Annotated in this window: 14 protein-coding genes; 5 read left to right on the forward strand and 9 right to left on the reverse strand. The window is 73.5% G+C overall.

Features of this window, described 5'->3' with window-relative positions; translation table 11 throughout:
* Positions 1–36 precede the first annotated feature (36 nt).
* On the reverse strand, positions 37–1,980 hold the full coding sequence (locus ACKUB9_RS27910) for a two-partner secretion domain-containing protein (protein WP_407529266.1): 1,944 nt from the start codon (positions 1,978–1,980) through the stop codon (positions 37–39).
* A gap of 1,082 nt (positions 1,981–3,062) precedes the next feature.
* On the opposite strand from ACKUB9_RS27910, the gene ACKUB9_RS27915 reads away from it, so the two are divergent.
* The 3 genes from ACKUB9_RS27915 to ACKUB9_RS27925 all read left to right on the forward strand — a co-directional run bounded on the left by ACKUB9_RS27915 (position 3,063) and on the right by ACKUB9_RS27925 (position 5,474).
* Positions 3,063–3,869, forward strand: coding sequence for a lytic transglycosylase domain-containing protein (locus ACKUB9_RS27915; protein ID WP_407529267.1), 807 nt, complete (start codon positions 3,063–3,065; stop codon positions 3,867–3,869).
* A gap of 119 nt (positions 3,870–3,988) precedes the next feature.
* The gene (locus ACKUB9_RS27920; RefSeq protein ID WP_407529269.1) at positions 3,989–4,459 is read left to right on the forward strand and encodes a UCP034077 family protein; all 471 of its coding nucleotides are present in this window, start codon (positions 3,989–3,991) and stop codon (positions 4,457–4,459) included.
* Between the two features lie 283 nt (positions 4,460–4,742).
* Positions 4,743–5,474 carry an HAD family acid phosphatase gene (locus ACKUB9_RS27925; protein WP_407529270.1) on the forward strand — a complete coding sequence of 244 codons (732 nt, stop codon included), beginning with the start codon at positions 4,743–4,745 and terminating at the stop codon, positions 5,472–5,474.
* Between the two features lie 10 nt (positions 5,475–5,484).
* Here the strand turns inward: ACKUB9_RS27925 and ACKUB9_RS27930 are convergent, their stop codons facing one another.
* Together ACKUB9_RS27930 and ACKUB9_RS27935 are read right to left on the reverse strand one after the other, a co-directional pair.
* A complete protein-coding gene (locus tag ACKUB9_RS27930; RefSeq protein WP_407529271.1) occupies positions 5,485–6,372 on the reverse strand; it encodes an alpha/beta fold hydrolase in 888 nt (295 codons plus the stop codon).
* A 136-nt stretch (positions 6,373–6,508) separates the two neighbouring features.
* A complete protein-coding gene (locus ACKUB9_RS27935; protein WP_407529272.1) occupies positions 6,509–7,396 on the reverse strand; it encodes a DMT family transporter in 888 nt (295 codons plus the stop codon).
* Between the two features lie 532 nt (positions 7,397–7,928).
* On the opposite strand from ACKUB9_RS27935, the gene ACKUB9_RS27940 reads away from it, so the two are divergent.
* Together ACKUB9_RS27940 and ACKUB9_RS27945 are read left to right on the forward strand one after the other, a co-directional pair.
* On the forward strand, positions 7,929–9,587 hold the full coding sequence (locus tag ACKUB9_RS27940) for an acetolactate synthase large subunit (RefSeq protein WP_407529273.1): 1,659 nt from the start codon (positions 7,929–7,931) through the stop codon (positions 9,585–9,587).
* A 122-nt stretch (positions 9,588–9,709) separates the two neighbouring features.
* Complete coding sequence (locus ACKUB9_RS27945) at positions 9,710–10,375, forward strand: hypothetical protein (RefSeq protein ID WP_407529274.1); 666 nt, start codon at positions 9,710–9,712, stop codon at positions 10,373–10,375.
* Between the two features lie 74 nt (positions 10,376–10,449).
* Here ACKUB9_RS27945 and ACKUB9_RS27950 read toward each other — a convergent pair whose 3' ends face one another.
* The 6 genes from ACKUB9_RS27950 to purD form a co-directional block, all read right to left on the reverse strand.
* The gene (locus tag ACKUB9_RS27950; RefSeq protein WP_407529275.1) at positions 10,450–11,346 is read right to left on the reverse strand and encodes a type II secretion system minor pseudopilin; all 897 of its coding nucleotides are present in this window, start codon (positions 11,344–11,346) and stop codon (positions 10,450–10,452) included.
* A complete protein-coding gene (locus ACKUB9_RS27955; RefSeq protein ID WP_407529276.1) occupies positions 11,343–11,945 on the reverse strand; it encodes a prepilin-type N-terminal cleavage/methylation domain-containing protein in 603 nt (200 codons plus the stop codon). Before ACKUB9_RS27955 ends, ACKUB9_RS27950 begins: the two co-directional genes overlap by 4 nt.
* Complete coding sequence (locus ACKUB9_RS27960; protein WP_407529277.1) at positions 11,938–12,339, reverse strand: type II secretion system protein; 402 nt, start codon at positions 12,337–12,339, stop codon at positions 11,938–11,940. Before ACKUB9_RS27960 ends, ACKUB9_RS27955 begins: the two co-directional genes overlap by 8 nt.
* Positions 12,336–12,890 (reverse strand): prepilin-type N-terminal cleavage/methylation domain-containing protein, encoded by a 555-nt coding sequence (locus ACKUB9_RS27965; protein ID WP_407529278.1) that lies wholly within the window; start codon positions 12,888–12,890, stop codon positions 12,336–12,338. The genes ACKUB9_RS27960 and ACKUB9_RS27965 overlap by 4 nt, the downstream gene beginning before the upstream one ends.
* Before the next feature lie 171 nt (positions 12,891–13,061).
* Positions 13,062–13,967: an alpha/beta fold hydrolase gene (locus tag ACKUB9_RS27970; protein WP_407529279.1), complete on the reverse strand. Its 906-nt coding sequence runs from the start codon at positions 13,965–13,967 to the stop codon at positions 13,062–13,064.
* 43 nt (positions 13,968–14,010) lie between these two features.
* A complete protein-coding gene (purD, locus tag ACKUB9_RS27975) occupies positions 14,011–15,303 on the reverse strand; it encodes a phosphoribosylamine--glycine ligase (protein ID WP_407529280.1) in 1,293 nt (430 codons plus the stop codon).
* Positions 15,304–15,464: the final 161 nt, after the last annotated feature.

A 15,464-nucleotide genomic window follows, 5' to 3' on the forward strand; every position in this document is an offset into this window, starting at 1 on the left:
TCGGACACGCGCGTGGCCGGTCCGAGGTCTTCGGCGTCAGCGGGAGGCGGCGGACAGGCTGGCCTGCGGCGGGGGTGCGGGGATGAGCGGGGTCAGAACGCAGCCGCCCGGCGTGCCGAGGCAGACCAGAGCCGCATCGAAGCGCGGATCCGCCGCCACCAGCGCTCCCGCCGGACCGAGGCCGAGGAGGAGCGGCAGCGCCGCGCCGGCCGCGCGGCCCTCGCGGTGCATGGCCCGCTCGACGGTGCTGGCCAGGTCCGTGGCCGGCACCATGATGGGCAGCGGCGGGGGCGGGGGACGCGGCTGGTCGGGTGCGGGCAGCACCGTGAGATCCGCGCCGACGAAGCCGAGCCGGTAGTTGCCGGAGGCCGCCAGGGTGCCCTGCGTGATGGGGTAGGGGCCGGGCGGGCTGTCCGACGCGGCCGTGGTGGCGAGACCGCCGCTTAGGCTGTCGCCGGTGACGAGGCCGCGTCCGCCCAGCCGATAGGTGAGGGCCGGATCGGCCTCGCCGACGAGGCGGACCTGAGGATCGGCGAGAACGGTGAGCGGCCGGGGGGACCCCTTGGCCGCCGTCAGATCGGTGAAGCCGGCATACGACAGCACCCCCTTCGACGACACCTCCGCCTGCCCGCCGTCGCCCCCCTGCGCCCCGCCCCGCGCCGTGATCGTCCCGGCAAAGTCCGTGCGGACATCCGACCACACCACCACGTCGCCGCCCGCGCCGTTCACCGTGGCGTCCGCCCGGATCGTCGTGGTCGCGTCCACGTCCACGCTGCGCGCGTGCGCCAGCCGCCCCTGGCCCTCGCGCCCGCCGCCCAGCCGCACCACCCCGCCGCCCGTCGCCCCCGACGCCTCGATCAGCGCCGCATGCGCGGTGATCCCCGGCGCCGTGGCCACCACCCGGCCGCCCCGGCCCGCGCGCCCCTCCGCCGCGACACTCCCCGACAGCGCGAGGTCTTCGCCCGCCTCCAGCCGCGCCCGCCCGCCCCGCGCGCCCGACACGTCCACCCGGCCCGCCACCGCGAGCCGCCGCCCCGCGAGCCGCACCCGCCCGCCATCCTCGGACCCCGCTCCCGAGGCGTCGAGCCGCCCGGTGGAGGTCACCGCCACCGCGCCCTCGCCCCCCGACAGCGTGATGCGGCCGGGCCGGCCCGAGACCGTGCGCGCCTCGATCGTCCCCGACAGGTTCACCGCCTGGCGCGCCACGTCCCGCGCGGCGGCCGCCGTCAGCACCACCGACCCGCCATCCGCCGAGAGCGTCCCGGCATTCGACACCAGCGCGCCCCGCCCCTGGGCGCTCGTCGGCACCGCCACCTGCAGAAAGCCGTCCCCCGACAGATCCAGCGTCGCCCGCTCCCCCGAGCCCAGCCCCACCTTGCCCGGCGGCACCGCGATCGTGCCGCGGTTGGCCACCTGCCCGCCGATCAGCGCCGCGTAGCCGCCCCGCCCGATCGTCACCGTGCCGTGGTTCATCACCGGCGCCGAGGCGCCCGAGCCCCGGAACTGCCGCCGCCCGGCGCGAAACTCCTCGTCGGCGATCCCCAGCGTCGAGGCGACGAAGCCGCCCCCGGCCGCGACCCGGCCGGTGCGGGTGATGCTGATGCCGTTGGGGTTGACGAGGTAGACCTGGCCGGTGGCGGTGAGCTGGCCGGCGATGGTGGAGCGGGTCTGGCCGGTGACCCGGTTGAGGATCGCGGCCTGGGCGTCGGGCTGGCGGATGTCGACGCGGTGGCCCTGACCGATGGAAAAGCCCTGCCAGTTGACGATGGCGGTCGGGCTCGCCTGGGTGATGGCGAGCGCGCCGTTGCGCGGGGTGCCGATGGCGACGCTCCCCGAAACGACCTGGCCGCCGGTGGGCAGCGGCTCGGCGCGGGCGGGGGCGAGCCCGGCCAGGGCGGTGGAGGCGAGCAGCGCCAGGGTGAGCGCGTGCGGGCGGGGCCGCGCGGGCTGGGTCGGGGCCGGCCGGGTCATGGTGGTCATTCCGTCAGATCGCGAGCGCGCCGGTGAAGGTCGGGCGAGGGGCGGCGAGCCCGGCGCTCCGCGGGTGGGGGCACCGGCTCCGCGCCGGGGCGTCGTCGGTGGGAACCGGTCCAGGGACGGGCTCGTGGCGCGGCCGGGTCGAGGTTCCCGGGGAGGGCGAGGCCACCGTCGCGCTGGAGCGGCGGGCTGAACGAAGGCGGGGTGATCTGCGAGGCGGCCTGACCCAGCGCCGCGCTCGTCCCCAGGATCGCCCAAAGCCCCAGCGCCGCCAGGGCCGGCCTCGCCCAACGGGTGGGAACGGCACGGGTGCAGCCGGAGCCGGGCTGGTCGACCTCACTGCGCACGCGCATCACTCTGCCGTTTGCACCCTGATGCCGCGCCCGTTCGCCGTGCGGATCGCGGGATGGACCTGACCGCGAGTTCGGATCAGGCCGCTCGCGACTCTACTGCACAGTGACGACCAGGGATAGCCTGCAGAGCAGATCCGGACAGATTATTGGCGCATTCGGGCGGGAGACTGCCGGAAGGTCAAATTGAGCAAATAGCTCAGTAATCGACAGGATGCCGATCACCAATTGCGCCTCATCGGACCAGCGAACGTTCCCCTGCTTCAATCATCCGTCCTTGCTCTTGCGCGTGAAGCTCCAGCGGAATCTGTCGTCCGAAGGCGTACGGGGCGCGCCGGACCGGATCGGTGAGCCTGTCCAGGCGACGACTTGCGCGACGCCTTCGCGATCCTCGCCGGGCCGGTGTCGCACCCGCGGTGCGCCGGGTGCCGTGCGGGGCCCCACGTCCGCCCGCCTCTCGATCCCGCCCGGCTGTTGCAGGGCTGCGTCACCCCCGGCCCGAGGCAGGCCCAGCCCCGCGCGCGGCTCGGCCTCGCGATGCGCGGGCGGCGCCGGTCGTGGGTCGGTGATCGGTCGGCAGGCCGAAGCCTGATTCGGAAGAGTGATTCGGATAACGCCCCGGCCTGCTTGAACCCGCCGGACGGGCGTGAGCAGATGGGCCGGCAGCTCAGCTTGCCTCCCGCCCCCGGGGCGGTGGCCGCCCTGGGTCGTCGCGCGTTCGCCGGAGGCAGCCCCATGCGCCCTCTCCAGCCGATCGGCCTGTGCACCTACCGGGCGAGGGCCACGCGTCTCGTGCGGCCGATGCCGGTCCGTGGGGCCGTTTCGCTCCGGCGGGCCGGAATTGGTGCGCTCGCCGCCCTGCTGATCCTCGCGCCCGACGGCCTCCACCGGAGCGAGGCCGAGGCGAAGCTCACGGCCGTGACCCCGCCGGTGGCGGCACCGTTGCCGCCGCCCGTCCCGCTGATGGTTCTGACCACCGCTGCGGGCGCGCCGGGCTACGAGTACGCCCGCCGCTCGGTCGCGGCCGGCACCGCGTCCGCTCCCGTGCAGCCCGCCGCGCTCACCATCGAGGATGCGTGGCTGTCGGTCTTCGGCGGCGAATTCCAGCTCGCGGCGTTCATCGCGCATGTCGCCGCAGCGAACGACCTGCCGCCTGCCTTCCTGCTGGGCCTGCTGCGGCAGGAGAGCGGCCTGAACCACCGGGCCGTCAGCCGCGCCGGGGCGCAGGGCATCGCCCAGTTCATGCCCGGCACCGCCGGCGAGCGCGGGCTTGCCGATCCGTTCGACCCCTACGAGGCCATTCCGAAATCCGCGGAGCTGCTGAAGGAGTACCGGGCGCGGTTCGGCAACCTCGGTTTGGCGGCCGCGGCCTACAATGCCGGTCCGCAGCGCATCCGGAACTGGCTCTCCGGCCGCGCGACGCTGCCGGCCGAGACCCTCGCTTACGTGACGAGGATCACGGGCAGGAGTGCCGATGCGTGGCGGCTCGACGGCGATCGATCCACGACGGCGGAATTCCTGCGCGACATGCAGCGGCCCTGACGAGCCCGCCGCGTCGCGCCGGCGTCCCGCGCTGCCGTTCGCACGTCGCGCGGTTCCGCTGGATCTCGACCGGGGGGACGGGTGTTGCGCCAGAATCGGGCTCCTGGCTGCGTGACACGATGATGCCTGTCTGGCTCACGAAGGCGGTGATCGCGGTGGCCGGCCTGCTGGCGGGCACCGTCGCGGGCGCGGCGCCAGCGTCCGCGGCCGGCCCGGTCAACAACTGGGCCGAGATGCGCGCCGCGCTGGCCGCGTGCTGGCATCCGCCCTCCGACACGAACGGGGCGCTGATTGCCTTCACGTTCGGGCTCGACAAGACGGGCGCCCTGCGCGGCCGGCCGCTGGTGACGGCGCGCCGGCTCCCGGGTGACCGCGAGGCCGCGCAGCTTTTCGAGGAGGCGGCCTTCGCGGCCCTGTCGCGCTGCTTCCCGATAGGGGTGACGCCGGCCTTCGGGGCGATCCTGGGCGAGAGCCCGATCCGCCTGCGCTTCGTCAACACGCCGCCGACCACCGCCTACCAGATCAACAGCAACATCACGATCTTCGCCCCGCCGGCGACCGATGACGCCGCGGACCCACCGGCCCGATGATGGGCCGCGCTCGCCCGGCCGCAGGTCGTTCCATGTCGGGCTTGCCGCGGAGGCCGAGGAGGATCGACGCGCGGCAGCATCCGCGCGCCCGGACCGGCCGGACAAGACCTCGTTCGTCGGCGTCCGGCAGCCCGACCGAGGGGATCATCTGCTCGAAATAGCGGTTCATGAACGTCGACGGCTCGTTCCCTTCGGTGTCGTCGAAGACCTATCATCGCGCGGGGCCTCGGCTCGCCGGCCGTGCGTCGACGACATCGGGCAATTCATCGGATCAGGAGACGACATGAGGCCGCTCATTGTCGCCCGCGCGCTCGGTGCCGCCGCTTGGCTCGGCCTCTTTGCCGCCACGCCGGTGCGCGCGGACGAGCGGCCGGCCGAGATTTCGACTGCGGCGCCGAGCGAGCCGGCCAATGTGGGCGACGCCAAGCTGGCCGCGCGGGCGTACCACGAGTCCGGGCGCTACGCGCGCGACCTCGCGGGCGTGACAGCGAGGGCCGGGGCGTGGCTGAACGAACGGGGCCGGCAGGTGGAGCGCCCGGCCCTCGTGCTCGACGTGGACGACACCGCCCTCTCGAACTGGGAGGTGATCCAGGCCGACGATTTCGGCCGCGTGTTCGGCGGCCCCTGCGAGGCGCTGCCCGAGGGGCCGTGCGGCTGGGTCAACTGGGACCTGCTGGGGCGCAGTCCGGCCCTGCCGGCCACCCTGGCGCTCTACACCCTCGCGCGCGCTCAGGGCATCGCGGTTTTTTTCATCACCGGCCGGGACGAGCCGCAGCGGGCGGCGACCGAGCGCAACCTGCGGGAGGCGGGCTACACCGCCTACGCGCGCCTCGACATGCCGGCTTTCGGGGCCCGCTACGCCTCGGCCGCGGATTTCAAGGCGCCGCGCCGGGCCGCGATCGAGGCGGAGGGCTACCGGATCATCGCTAATGTCGGCGATCAGCCGTCGGACCTCGCGGGCGGCTATGCCGAACGCACCTTCCTGCTGCCCAACCCCTTCTATCGGATCCCCTGACGGCTCCGGCTCAGCCGAGAAAGGCGTCGAGGGCGGCGAGCACGAGATCCGGGCGCTCCTCCTGCAAGGTGTGCCCGCAATCGAGGGCATGGCCGGAGACGTCGAGGGCTTTTTCGCGCCACGTCGCCAGCACGTCGTAGGTGCGGCCGACCGTGCCCTTCGCGCCCCACAGCGCCAGGAGCGGGACCTCCACCCGGCGCTGCGCATCCGCGGCGTCGTGCTCGAGGTCGATGGTCGCGGCGGCGCGGTAATCCTCGCAGATGGCGTGGCGCGTCGCCGGATCGCGGTAGACCCGCAGGTACTCCGCGAAGAGGTTGGACCCCGGCACGCCCGGCGTCTTCGATTGCCCGTCGAGATGGGTGCGCAGGAAAAATTCCGGATCGGCGCCCATCAGGCGCTCCGGCAGCGGCGCCGGCTGGATCAGGAAGAACCACCAGAAATAGGCGGTGGCGAAGGCCTTGTCGGTGCGCGCGTACATCGTCGCGGTCGGGGCGATGTCGAGCACGGCGAGGCGCGTCACGGCCTGCGGATGGTCGAGCGCCATGCGATGGGCGACGCGCCCGCCGCGGTCGTGGCCCACGACGGCGAAGCGCTCGTGCCCGAGCGCCCGCATCACCGCGACCGCATCGGCCGCCATGGCCCGCTTGGCGTAGTTGACGTGCCGCTCGCCCCCCTCGGGCTTCTCGGAATCGCCGTAGCCGCGCAGGTCCATCGCCACGACGCTGAAGCGCTCCGCCAGGGGCGGGGCCACGGCGTGCCACGTGGCATGGGTCTGCGGATGCCCGTGGAGCAGCAGCAGCGGCGGACCCGCGCCCCCGATCGCGGCCCGGATGCGCACCCCGCCAGCCTCGATGTCGCGCAGCGCGAAGCCCGCGAGGAACGGATCCATCCCGGCCATCGGCCCCTCCTCGGTGCGCGCGCCGCGACCGCGCGGGGGTGGTACGGCCCCTCGGCGCGGCGGATCGCAGCCCCCCGGTGGGATGCCCCATCGCCGCGCCCCCTTCAACCGCCTCGGGACCGGCCGCCCGCTTCGCTCAGGGCCGTCCCTTCCGCGCCGACCGGCGCTCGAGGGTGAGCAGGTAGAGGCCGGAGGCCGCCACCACGGCCCCGCCGAGCAGGGTCCAGCGGTCGGGCAGATCGTGGAAGACCACGAAGCCGAGCAGAACCGCCCAGATCAGATGCGCGTAGGCGAAGGGCGCCAGGGTCGAGGCCGGGGCGTGCCGGTGGGCCAGGATCAGCAGCCAGTGCCCGGACGCGCCGAAGAAGCCGATCGACCCGATCCCGACCCACAGCCAGGGATCATGGGGCGCCTCCCAGATGAAGGGGAGGAGGGGGAGCATCAGCACGGAGCCGACGAGGCTCGTGTAGAGCATCGTCGTCTCGGGCGGGTCGTGGCTGGCGAGGAGCCGCGTCACCACGATGTAGAGGCCGTTGGCGCAGGCCGTCACCCCCGCGAGGCCGGCCGCCGGGTGCAGGCCGCCGAGCCCCGGGCGGCTGACGACGAGGACGCCGCAGAATCCCACCAGCACGGCCGCGGCCCGGCGCCAGCCGACCGTCTCGCCGAGCAGCGGCCCGGCGATCAGCGCCACCACCAGGGGCGACGCGAAGGTGATCGAGGTCACCTGCGCCAGCGGCAGGTAGCGCAGGGCCACGACGGTGCAGAGCGTCGCGACGACGAGGCAGAGCGAGCGCAGCACCTGCAGCAGGGGCCTGCGGGTCCGCAGCAGACCCGGATGAGCCCGCGGCGCGAGCACGGCCGCCACCACCAGCAGGCTGCCGACGTAGCGCGCCGCCACGATCAGGGGCGCGCTCATCTCGCGGTTGAGGAACTTGGCGGACGCGTCGATGCAGGCGAAGCCCGCCACGGCGCCGATCATCAAGGCGATCCCGATCAGCGTGCTGCGCTGGCCCGCTCCGCGCATTCCTGGCTCCCGGCTGACGACCCCGCATCTACGCGGGCTCCGGCGCGCGGGTCCAATCGCGCCTGCCGGAACCGGCCCGTTGACGCCGCCGCTCGGCCAGCGGCGTCCGCGCTCTCGCCGCCGTGGACCGGCCGGGCCGTGCCCCCGAGATCGGCGGAAACCTGCCGAGTCAATGGGAGCGGTCGGCGCGCGTCCAGCGAGGCGGGCCGCGTCGGCACCGATCAACACACTGATGAACAACACTTTTCGGGAAAGACTGGAGCTGACATCGCGGTTACCCTTCCGCTCCCGCGCATCGCGGTAGCCACCCGAAGGGTCAGGGCTTCGGGCGTGATGGTTGCACAGACCAGACCCGCGCTCCGCGCGGGACCGTAATGTGATCAGCGAGAACGCATCCCGGCTCTTGCCGACCGGGATCCGGCGATGAGGTAAGAAGCCGAGTCCGCACAGGGAGCCGCCGGGACATCGCGATCCATGGCGGAGGGCTCAGCGGCGGCACCGCGACCAGACATCACGATGGGAGGAGGCCCTCATGGCCAAAGGATCAGATCTCCTCGTCCAGGCGCTCGAGAACGAGGGCGTCGAGCGCATCTTCGGCATTCCGGGCGAGGAAAATCTCGACGTCGTCGAGTCGCTCCGCACCTCCTCGATCGAACTCGTCTTGACCCGCCACGAGCAGGCCGCCGCCTTCATGGCCGCCACCTACGGGCGGCTGACCGGCCGGCCCGGCGTCTGCCTCTCGACGCTGGGGCCGGGGGCGCTCAACTTCTCCACCGGCGCGGCCTACGCGCATCTCGGCGCCATGCCGATGATCATCATCACCGGCCAGAAGGGCATCCTGTCGGCGCGCCAGGCCCGCTTCCAGATCGTCGACGTGATCGGATCGATGCGGCCGATCACCAAGTTGGCCCGTCAGATCGTCTCGGCCTCCTCGATCCCGACCCTCGTGCGCGACGCCTTCCGGGTCGCCATGGAGGAGCGGCCCGGCCCGGTGCTCCTGGAACTGCCCGAGGACATCGCGGCCGAGGAGGCCGAATCCTACACGGTGCCGGGCCACCCGATCGACATTCCGGTCGCGCATCCCAAGGCGATCGAGCGCGCCGCCGCGATGATCCTGGCCGCCGAGCGCCCGCTGGTGATGCTGGGCGCCGCCGCCAGCCGCCCGCGCTCCACCAGCGACCTCGGCGGCTTCGTGCAGCGCACCGGCATCCCGTTCTTCACCACCCAGATGGGCAAGGGCACGGTGGCGCACGGCACGCAGCTCTACATGGGCACCGCCGCCCTGTCCGAGCGCGACTACGTGCACGAGGCGATCGACGCGGCCGACCTCATCATCGCCATCGGCCACGACACGGTCGAAAAGCCGCCCTTCTTCATGGGCCAGCCGAACCAGAAGGTCCTGCACGTCAGCTACAGCCCGGCCACCGTCGAGGAGGTCTACCACCCAGACGCCGAGGTGGTGGGCGATCTCGGGCCGACCCTGAAGCTGCTCGCCGACCGGCTGGAGGGCCGGCTCCCGCACGCGGGCGCGCTGCTTCCGCTCCGCGAGCACATCCTGGCCCGCATCGCCGACCGGGCGGACGAGGATCGCTTCCCGGTGACCCCGCAGCGGCTCGTGCGCGACGTGCGCCGCGTCATCCCGGAGGACGGCATCGTCTGCCTCGACAACGGGATGTACAAGATCTGGTTCGCCCGCAACTACCGCACCACCGTCGCCAACACGCTGCTCCTCGACAACGCGCTCGCCACCATGGGGGCGGGGCTGCCCTCGGCGATTTCGGCGGCCCTGCTCCACCCGGAGCGCCGCGTGCTCGCGGTCTGCGGCGACGGCGGCTTCCTGATGAACTCGCAGGAGTTGGAGACCGCGGTGCGGCTCAAGCTCAACCTCGTGGTGCTGATCATCGACGATTCGGCCTACGGCATGATCCGCTGGAAGCAGGCCGTGGACACCTTCCCGGATTACGGCATGACCTTCACCAATCCGGACTTCGTGCAATACGCCCGGTCCTACGGGGCCGAGGGCCATCGGGTGAACGCGGTCGAGGACCTGGTGCCGACGCTGGACAAGGCCTTCCAGGCCGGCGGCGTCCATCTCGTGGTGGTGCCGATCGACTACTCCGAAAACATCCGCGTGCTCGTCGACGAGTTGCGCGCGAAGGTGAAGGACCCGGTTCCCGATCAGGTCCCCTGAACTCCTCCGCGACGGTCCGGCACGGGTGTCCGGCACGCGGCGTCTCGTGGAGGTCATCGGTGATCGGGGTCCCAATTCCCGGGGCTCAAGCCCGTGCTCGACCTACGAGGGGAGCGGCAACCATGACGGATCTGCGAGTGGACGTCTCGAAGCGTGAGTTTCTGAGGCTGAACCGGCCAGCCATCGTGACGATGCTGGATGAGGTGAACACCCGCCTGACCGCGGCCTACGGCGCGGCGCGCACGCCGGTCAGGCTCTTGGACGTCTGGGTCATCACCTATTGCGAGGCAGGGATGACCCCGGCCGGCAAGGTCGACCCGTCGTTCAAGCATTCGGAGGGCGAGATCGGCCTCTACCCGCTGCCTTCCAACATCACCTCGTGGAACGGTCCCGATGCACCGCGGCACGATGTGCAATCCGCGGTCGAGATCAATGCATTTCACTATTACCTGTATCTCGGCCACCTCAAGAACAAAGTGGTGAAGCAGCAGGACGGCATGGATCTGTACCGCGATCTCTTCGGCGATCACGGGGGCGGCGCGTCACCTATAACGGACGCCAACCTGCTGGCAGGTGTCGTGCACGGCTACTTCTTCGGGGGCAACTACGACGACGGCCGTGTTCCACTCAAGTCGCTGCTGGCGGGTTTCCAGGCAGGGCTGCCCCTGGAGAAGATCCTGGAGAAAACCGGCTACAAGCACGCCGGCAGCGCGATCCTGAGCAACCGCCGGAAGAACATCGAGGCGGCCCTGCACGATCACGACGAGGACGAGGGTGGCGGCGGGTAGCCGTCCGGCTCCCCGAGAGCGCCTCGTCAGTGGGCCGAATCGAGGCGGGAGGGCTCCGCGACGCCCCGATCCCCTCACGGCGGCGCGAGGATGGCGGCGATTGTCGCGCAGGCCGGGTGGGGGAGACCCCCCGGCACGTCCGGCCCCTCCGGCTGCCAGGACAGGACCTGCGGGCCCGTCCCCGGCCCGCCGGCCGACACCATCACGCTGCGAGCGGCCCGCCCACCGCCGTCCGAGACCATGGTGCGGACCTCGACCGATCGGCCGGAAGAGCGGGCGATGTGGGCGCGCAGGCCGTCCCCGGCCACGCTGCCGATAAGGGCGCGCATCGGGGTGACGTTCGGGTCGATGCCGCCCCCCGGGTTGTGGATCGTCAGCGCACCGCGCAGGCGATCGGCCTGCTCCCGCGTCATGGAGGGCAGCCGCTCGATCTCGTCGACGCTGGAGAAGGGCGCGTTGCGGGGGCCGTAGGCAAGGCCGCGCGCGGCGTACTGGCGCCGCTCCGCCCCGCCGTTGGGCTCGGGCGTGTCGTCGGGGTCGCGGTAATCCACCACCTCCGCCGCGAGCGTCGCCGCATCCGCATCCGCGATGCCGAGCACCCGGAAGGTCGTCTCCAGGAGGGCGCGCGGGGCGGCGTTGAGGTCGATCAGGCCGGCGTGATCCTGCACCGCCACCGCGACGCGGCGGTTGTCCGGCAGGGCGCAGGCCCAGACGGACCCGTTGGGCGGCAGCCCCAGGCCGGGCACGCCCCGCATCCGCTCCATCAGGAAGCCGGCCGCCACGAGGCGCGCGAGGCCGTCGGCCAAGCCCTGGAGGCGCAGCGCCCGGCCCTGGCTCTCGGCGACGTTCATGCGCGCCCGGTGCCGGTCCGTGGCGATCAGCGCCGCCGCCGAGACGACGATCATGATCGCCAGGACCGCCGGGAGGACGAAGCCGTCCTCCCGCGCGCGGGAGCGCCCGGACGCGCTCACGGGCCGGCGCCGAGCGGGATGAGGAGCGGCGGCCAGCGCCGCCGGTCCCCGTGCGGGAAGGCGAGCGTGATCTCGATCAGCGTCGGCGGGCGGTCCCGCCTGGTCCAGACCGGAGACCAGCGCGGCGGCTCGGCCACGCCGCCGCCGAGGTAGCGCAGGCTCAGGCCCGACGCGCCGCCCACCAGCACCTCCGGCGCGCCGCCGCCGCCGAGGCTGCGGCTCTCGACGAGATCGAGCGTGCCGTCCTCGCGGCGCAGCGCCCACACGGTCTGGCGCACGGCCCCGCCCAGCTCCGTGCCGCGATCGGCCAGGACCGTGCCGGCGAAGCGCTCCGGCTCGCCGACGAACGGGGGCCGGCGGCCGTCCGCATCCTGCCCGGCGAGCCGGCCGAGCGAGGCGCGCAGGTGGTCGCGGACGATGTCGAGGTCGGTGTCCGTGGCCAGCCGCCCGCCGAGCCGCGAGAGCAGCCCGGCCGTGCCGACCGCCTGAAGCAGCAGGAGCGAGATCAGCGACAGCAGGGCGAGCGCGACCAGCATCTCGACGAGCGAGAATCCGGCCTCGCGCCGCGCGGCCGGCGCGCCGCGGCCAGGGTCAGCCACGGAGAACCGCCGTCAGCACGGTCTCGTACACGACCGGACCGCGGACGCCCTCGCGGGTGAGGCGCACGTGCCAGACCGGCGAGCCATCGCGCCAGCCGAGGGCCGGAGCGATGTCGGACACGCTGAGCACCCAGGGCTGGCCGTCGGAGAAGCGGCCCGCCTCCTCGCCGGGGCGCAGCGTCCCGGCGGCGAAGCGCAGCCACACGATACCCTGCGCCTCGTCCGCCGCGCGCAGGGCGGACTCGACCCGCGCGCCCTGGCGGCCGAGGGAGGCGGACACCTCCAGGGCCGTGACGGTGCACAGGGCGACGATCGCGAAGGCGACCAGCATCTCCACCAGGGTGAAGCCGTCCTCGGCGCCCAGCGCGGCGCGGGAATTTGCCGGCGCGGTCACCGGGGCAGGTCCGCGACGCGGCCTGTGAGGCTGCTGACCGCGAGGGTCCGGCTGCCGCCGCGGCCGGTGAGGCGGATCGCGCCCCCGGTCGAGCTGCCGTCGGCGAGGAAGCGGATCTCGCCCGAGGCCGACCGGCTCGCCTCGCCGCGCAGCACCTCGACGGCGAGGTCGCCAACGGCGATCGGGGCCGCCCCGGGGCGGCCGCTCACGAAGACCGCGCCCCGCGGGTCGAAGGTCAGGCTCGCGGGGAGGCCGGTGCGGCGGGCCTGCGCGCGCAGGCGGATCAGCTCGCCCGACAGGGCGCTCGCCGCCGCATCGAGCCGGCGCCCGGGCAGCAGGACCCCTAGGGACGGCCCGGCGAGACCCGCCACGAGGCCGAACACCACCAGCACGACGAGCATCTCGACGAGGCTGAACCCCGCCGCGCCCGCTCGGCGGCGCCGATGACGGCCGGGCGTCACACCGTGCGCCAGTCCGGGACTCGGGACGGCGGGCCGCGCGAGATCGAGCCGGACCAGCATCGTCGGGCTGAAGCCGTGTTCCGGCATCATGTCGTGGGCACACGAGGTGTTTGCGTGACGTGACCGAAGGTCAGGCAGGACGCCTTAACATCCGGTCAAGATCACGCCGCGGCAGGCCCGCGCCCGCAGGGTCTCCGGGCGGGGAGCCGTGCCGGCGTCTCGCGGCGTCCGGACGCGGCCCCGCCGCGCCTGACGGTCGCCTCACGCCGCCAGGAAGCGCTGCAGCGCCGCCAGGGTCGCCTCCGGGTTTTCTTCCGGCAGGAAGTGGCCGCTCGCGATCGCCTCGCCGGTCGCCTGCGGGGCGAAGGTCTCGTGCCACGCCTGCAGGGCCGGGGCGAGGCCGCCGCGGCCGACGAAGCCGGTGCCGGGCAGGACGAGCGTCGGGCAGGCGAGGTGCTTGCCGGCCGCCAGATCCGCCTCGTCGGCGGCCCGGTCCGGTCCGGCGCCCGCCCGATAATCCTCGCAGGCCGCGTGGATGCGCTCGGGCACGTTCCAGCTCTGGCGGTAGAGGTCGAGGGCGGCGGGCGCGAAGGCGTCGAGGGTGCCGTCGCCGGTCCAAGTGCGCAGCAGGCCCTCGAAATAGGCGTCCGGATCGCGGCCGATCTCGGTCTCGGGCCGCGGCGCGGGCTCGGCGAGGTAAGGCCAGTGCGGGTAGAGGCGCGGATCGGCCTCGATGCGGCGCCACTGCACCACGGTCGGCAGGATGTCGAGGAGAGCGAGCCGCGCGACCCGCCCCGGCTCGTCGAGGGCGAGGCGGTAGCCGACGCGCGCGCCGCGGTCGTGGCCGATCACCGCGAAGTGGGCGTGGCCCAGCCGCTCCATCACGGCCACGGCCTCCTGGCCCATGCGGCGCTTGGAATAGCCCTCGTGGGCGGCGTCGCCCTCCGGCGCGGCCGACCAGCCGTAGCCCTTCAGATCGAGGCAGATCACCCGATGGGTCCGGGCCAGCGCGGGCGCGATCCGGTGCCAGCAGGCATGGGTCTGCGGAAAGCCGTGCAGCAGGAGCAGCGGCGGCGCCTCGGCCGTCCCGCCGCTGCGGGCGAAGAAGCGCCCGTCGGGCAGGTCGATCCAGTGGGACTCGAAACCGGGAAACAGGTCGGCGGGCATGGCGCGGGTCTCCGGAGCAGACCTGGCGGCATCTAGGGCCGGGTCAGCCGGCCGTCTCGCGCGCGACCGCCCGCCAGCCGATGTCGCGGCGGCAAAAGCCCTCCGGCCAGTCGATCCGGTCCAGGGCCGCGTAGGCGCGCGCCTGCGCCTGCCGCACGCCCGGCCCCTGCGCCGTCACGGCGAGCACCCGGCCGCCATCGGCGAGAAGGCGGTCGCCATCCCGGCGCGTCCCGGCCTGGAAGACCAGCGCGCCCGCCGCCTCGGCCGCGGCGAGGCCGCGGATCTCCGAGCCCTTGGCGACCGGCCCGGGATAGCCGGGCGCGGCCATCACCACGGTCAGCGCCGCCTCGGGCGACCAGGCCGGTGCGGCGCCCGCGAGGTCGCCCCGGCTCGCCGCCAGCAGCAGCGGCACGAGGTCGGAGGTCAGGCGCGGCATCAGCACCTGGCATTCCGGGTCGCCGAAGCGGACGTTGTACTCGATCAGCTTCGGTCCCTCGGCGGTGAGCATCAGCCCGGCATACAGGATGCCGCGGAAGGGCGTGGCGCGCGCGCGCATTCCGTCGAGAGTCGGGCGGATGATGCGCTCCATCACCTCCTGCTCCAGGGCGGGGGTGAGGACGGGGGCGGGGGAGTAGGCGCCCATGCCGCCGGTGTTGGGGCCGCGGTCGCCGTCATGGACGCGCTTGTGGTCCTGCGCGGTGCCGAAGGCCACCGCCTGCGTGCCGTCGCAGAGCGCGAAGAAGCTCGCCTCCTCGCCCGCCAAAAATTCCTCGATCACCACCTCGGCGCCGGCCGCTCCGAGATCGCCGCCGAGCAGGCTCTCGACCGCGGCCTCGGCCTCCGCCAGGGTCTCGGCCACCACGACGCCCTTGCCGGCCGCCAAGCCGTCCGCCTTGACGACGATCGGCGCGCCGCGCGCCCGCAGGTAGTCCAGCGCCGGTCCGGCCTCGCGGAAGCGCGCGAAGGCCGCAGTCGGGATTCCGAATTCGGCGCACAAGTCCTTGGTGAAGCCCTTCGAGCCTTCGAGCCGGGCCGCCGCCGCGCTCGGCCCGAAGGCCGGGATGCCGGCCTGCTCCAGCACATCGACCACCCCCGCCACGAGCGGCGCCTCCGGACCGACCACCACGAAGCCCACGCCCTCGCGGCGGCAGAACGCCACCACGCCTTCAGGATCCGCGATGGCGAGGTCCGGGCAATTGGTGCCGTGAGCCGCGGTGCCGGGGTTGCCGGGCGCGACGAGGAGGCGCCCGCAGGCCGGGCTCTGCGCCAGCTTCCAGGCCAGCGCGTGCTCGCGGCCGCCGGAGCCGATCAGCAGGATCGTGAGAGGGTTGGGCATGGCCGGTCCGTCAGAGCGTGGTCGCAGCCCGTGTAGAGGAAGGAGCGCGGGTTCCTCAACCGGGATGAGGGCCTCGCGTCTGATGCGCCGGCGCCACGAAGCCGGCCCGGTCAACAGGCGGGAGCGGTCCCGGCCTTCCGACTCGTCCCGCAGCCCGGTAG

This window comes from Methylobacterium oryzisoli (assembly GCF_046557895.1).
Lineage (GTDB): Bacteria > Pseudomonadota > Alphaproteobacteria > Rhizobiales > Beijerinckiaceae > Methylobacterium > Methylobacterium oryzisoli.

Bases quoted from the DNA above. Each gene is read 5' to 3' on its own strand.
- ACKUB9_RS27910 (WP_407529266.1), bottom strand. From the start codon at position 1,980: ATGACCACCATGACCCGGCCGGCCCCGACCCAGCCCGCGCGGCCCCGC.
- ACKUB9_RS27915 (WP_407529267.1), top strand. From the start codon at position 3,063: ATGCGCCCTCTCCAGCCGATCGGCCTGTGCACCTACCGGGCGAGGGCC.
- ACKUB9_RS27920 (WP_407529269.1), top strand. From the start codon at position 3,989: ATGATGCCTGTCTGGCTCACGAAGGCGGTGATCGCGGTGGCCGGCCTG.
- ACKUB9_RS27925 (WP_407529270.1), top strand. From the start codon at position 4,743: ATGAGGCCGCTCATTGTCGCCCGCGCGCTCGGTGCCGCCGCTTGGCTC.
- ACKUB9_RS27930 (WP_407529271.1), bottom strand. From the start codon at position 6,372: ATGGCCGGGATGGATCCGTTCCTCGCGGGCTTCGCGCTGCGCGACATC.
- ACKUB9_RS27935 (WP_407529272.1), bottom strand. From the start codon at position 7,396: ATGCGCGGAGCGGGCCAGCGCAGCACGCTGATCGGGATCGCCTTGATG.
- ACKUB9_RS27940 (WP_407529273.1), top strand. From the start codon at position 7,929: ATGGCCAAAGGATCAGATCTCCTCGTCCAGGCGCTCGAGAACGAGGGC.
- ACKUB9_RS27945 (WP_407529274.1), top strand. From the start codon at position 9,710: ATGACGGATCTGCGAGTGGACGTCTCGAAGCGTGAGTTTCTGAGGCTG.
- ACKUB9_RS27965 (WP_407529278.1), bottom strand. From the start codon at position 12,890: ATGATGCCGGAACACGGCTTCAGCCCGACGATGCTGGTCCGGCTCGAT.
- ACKUB9_RS27970 (WP_407529279.1), bottom strand. From the start codon at position 13,967: ATGCCCGCCGACCTGTTTCCCGGTTTCGAGTCCCACTGGATCGACCTG.
- purD (WP_407529280.1), bottom strand. From the start codon at position 15,303: ATGCCCAACCCTCTCACGATCCTGCTGATCGGCTCCGGCGGCCGCGAG.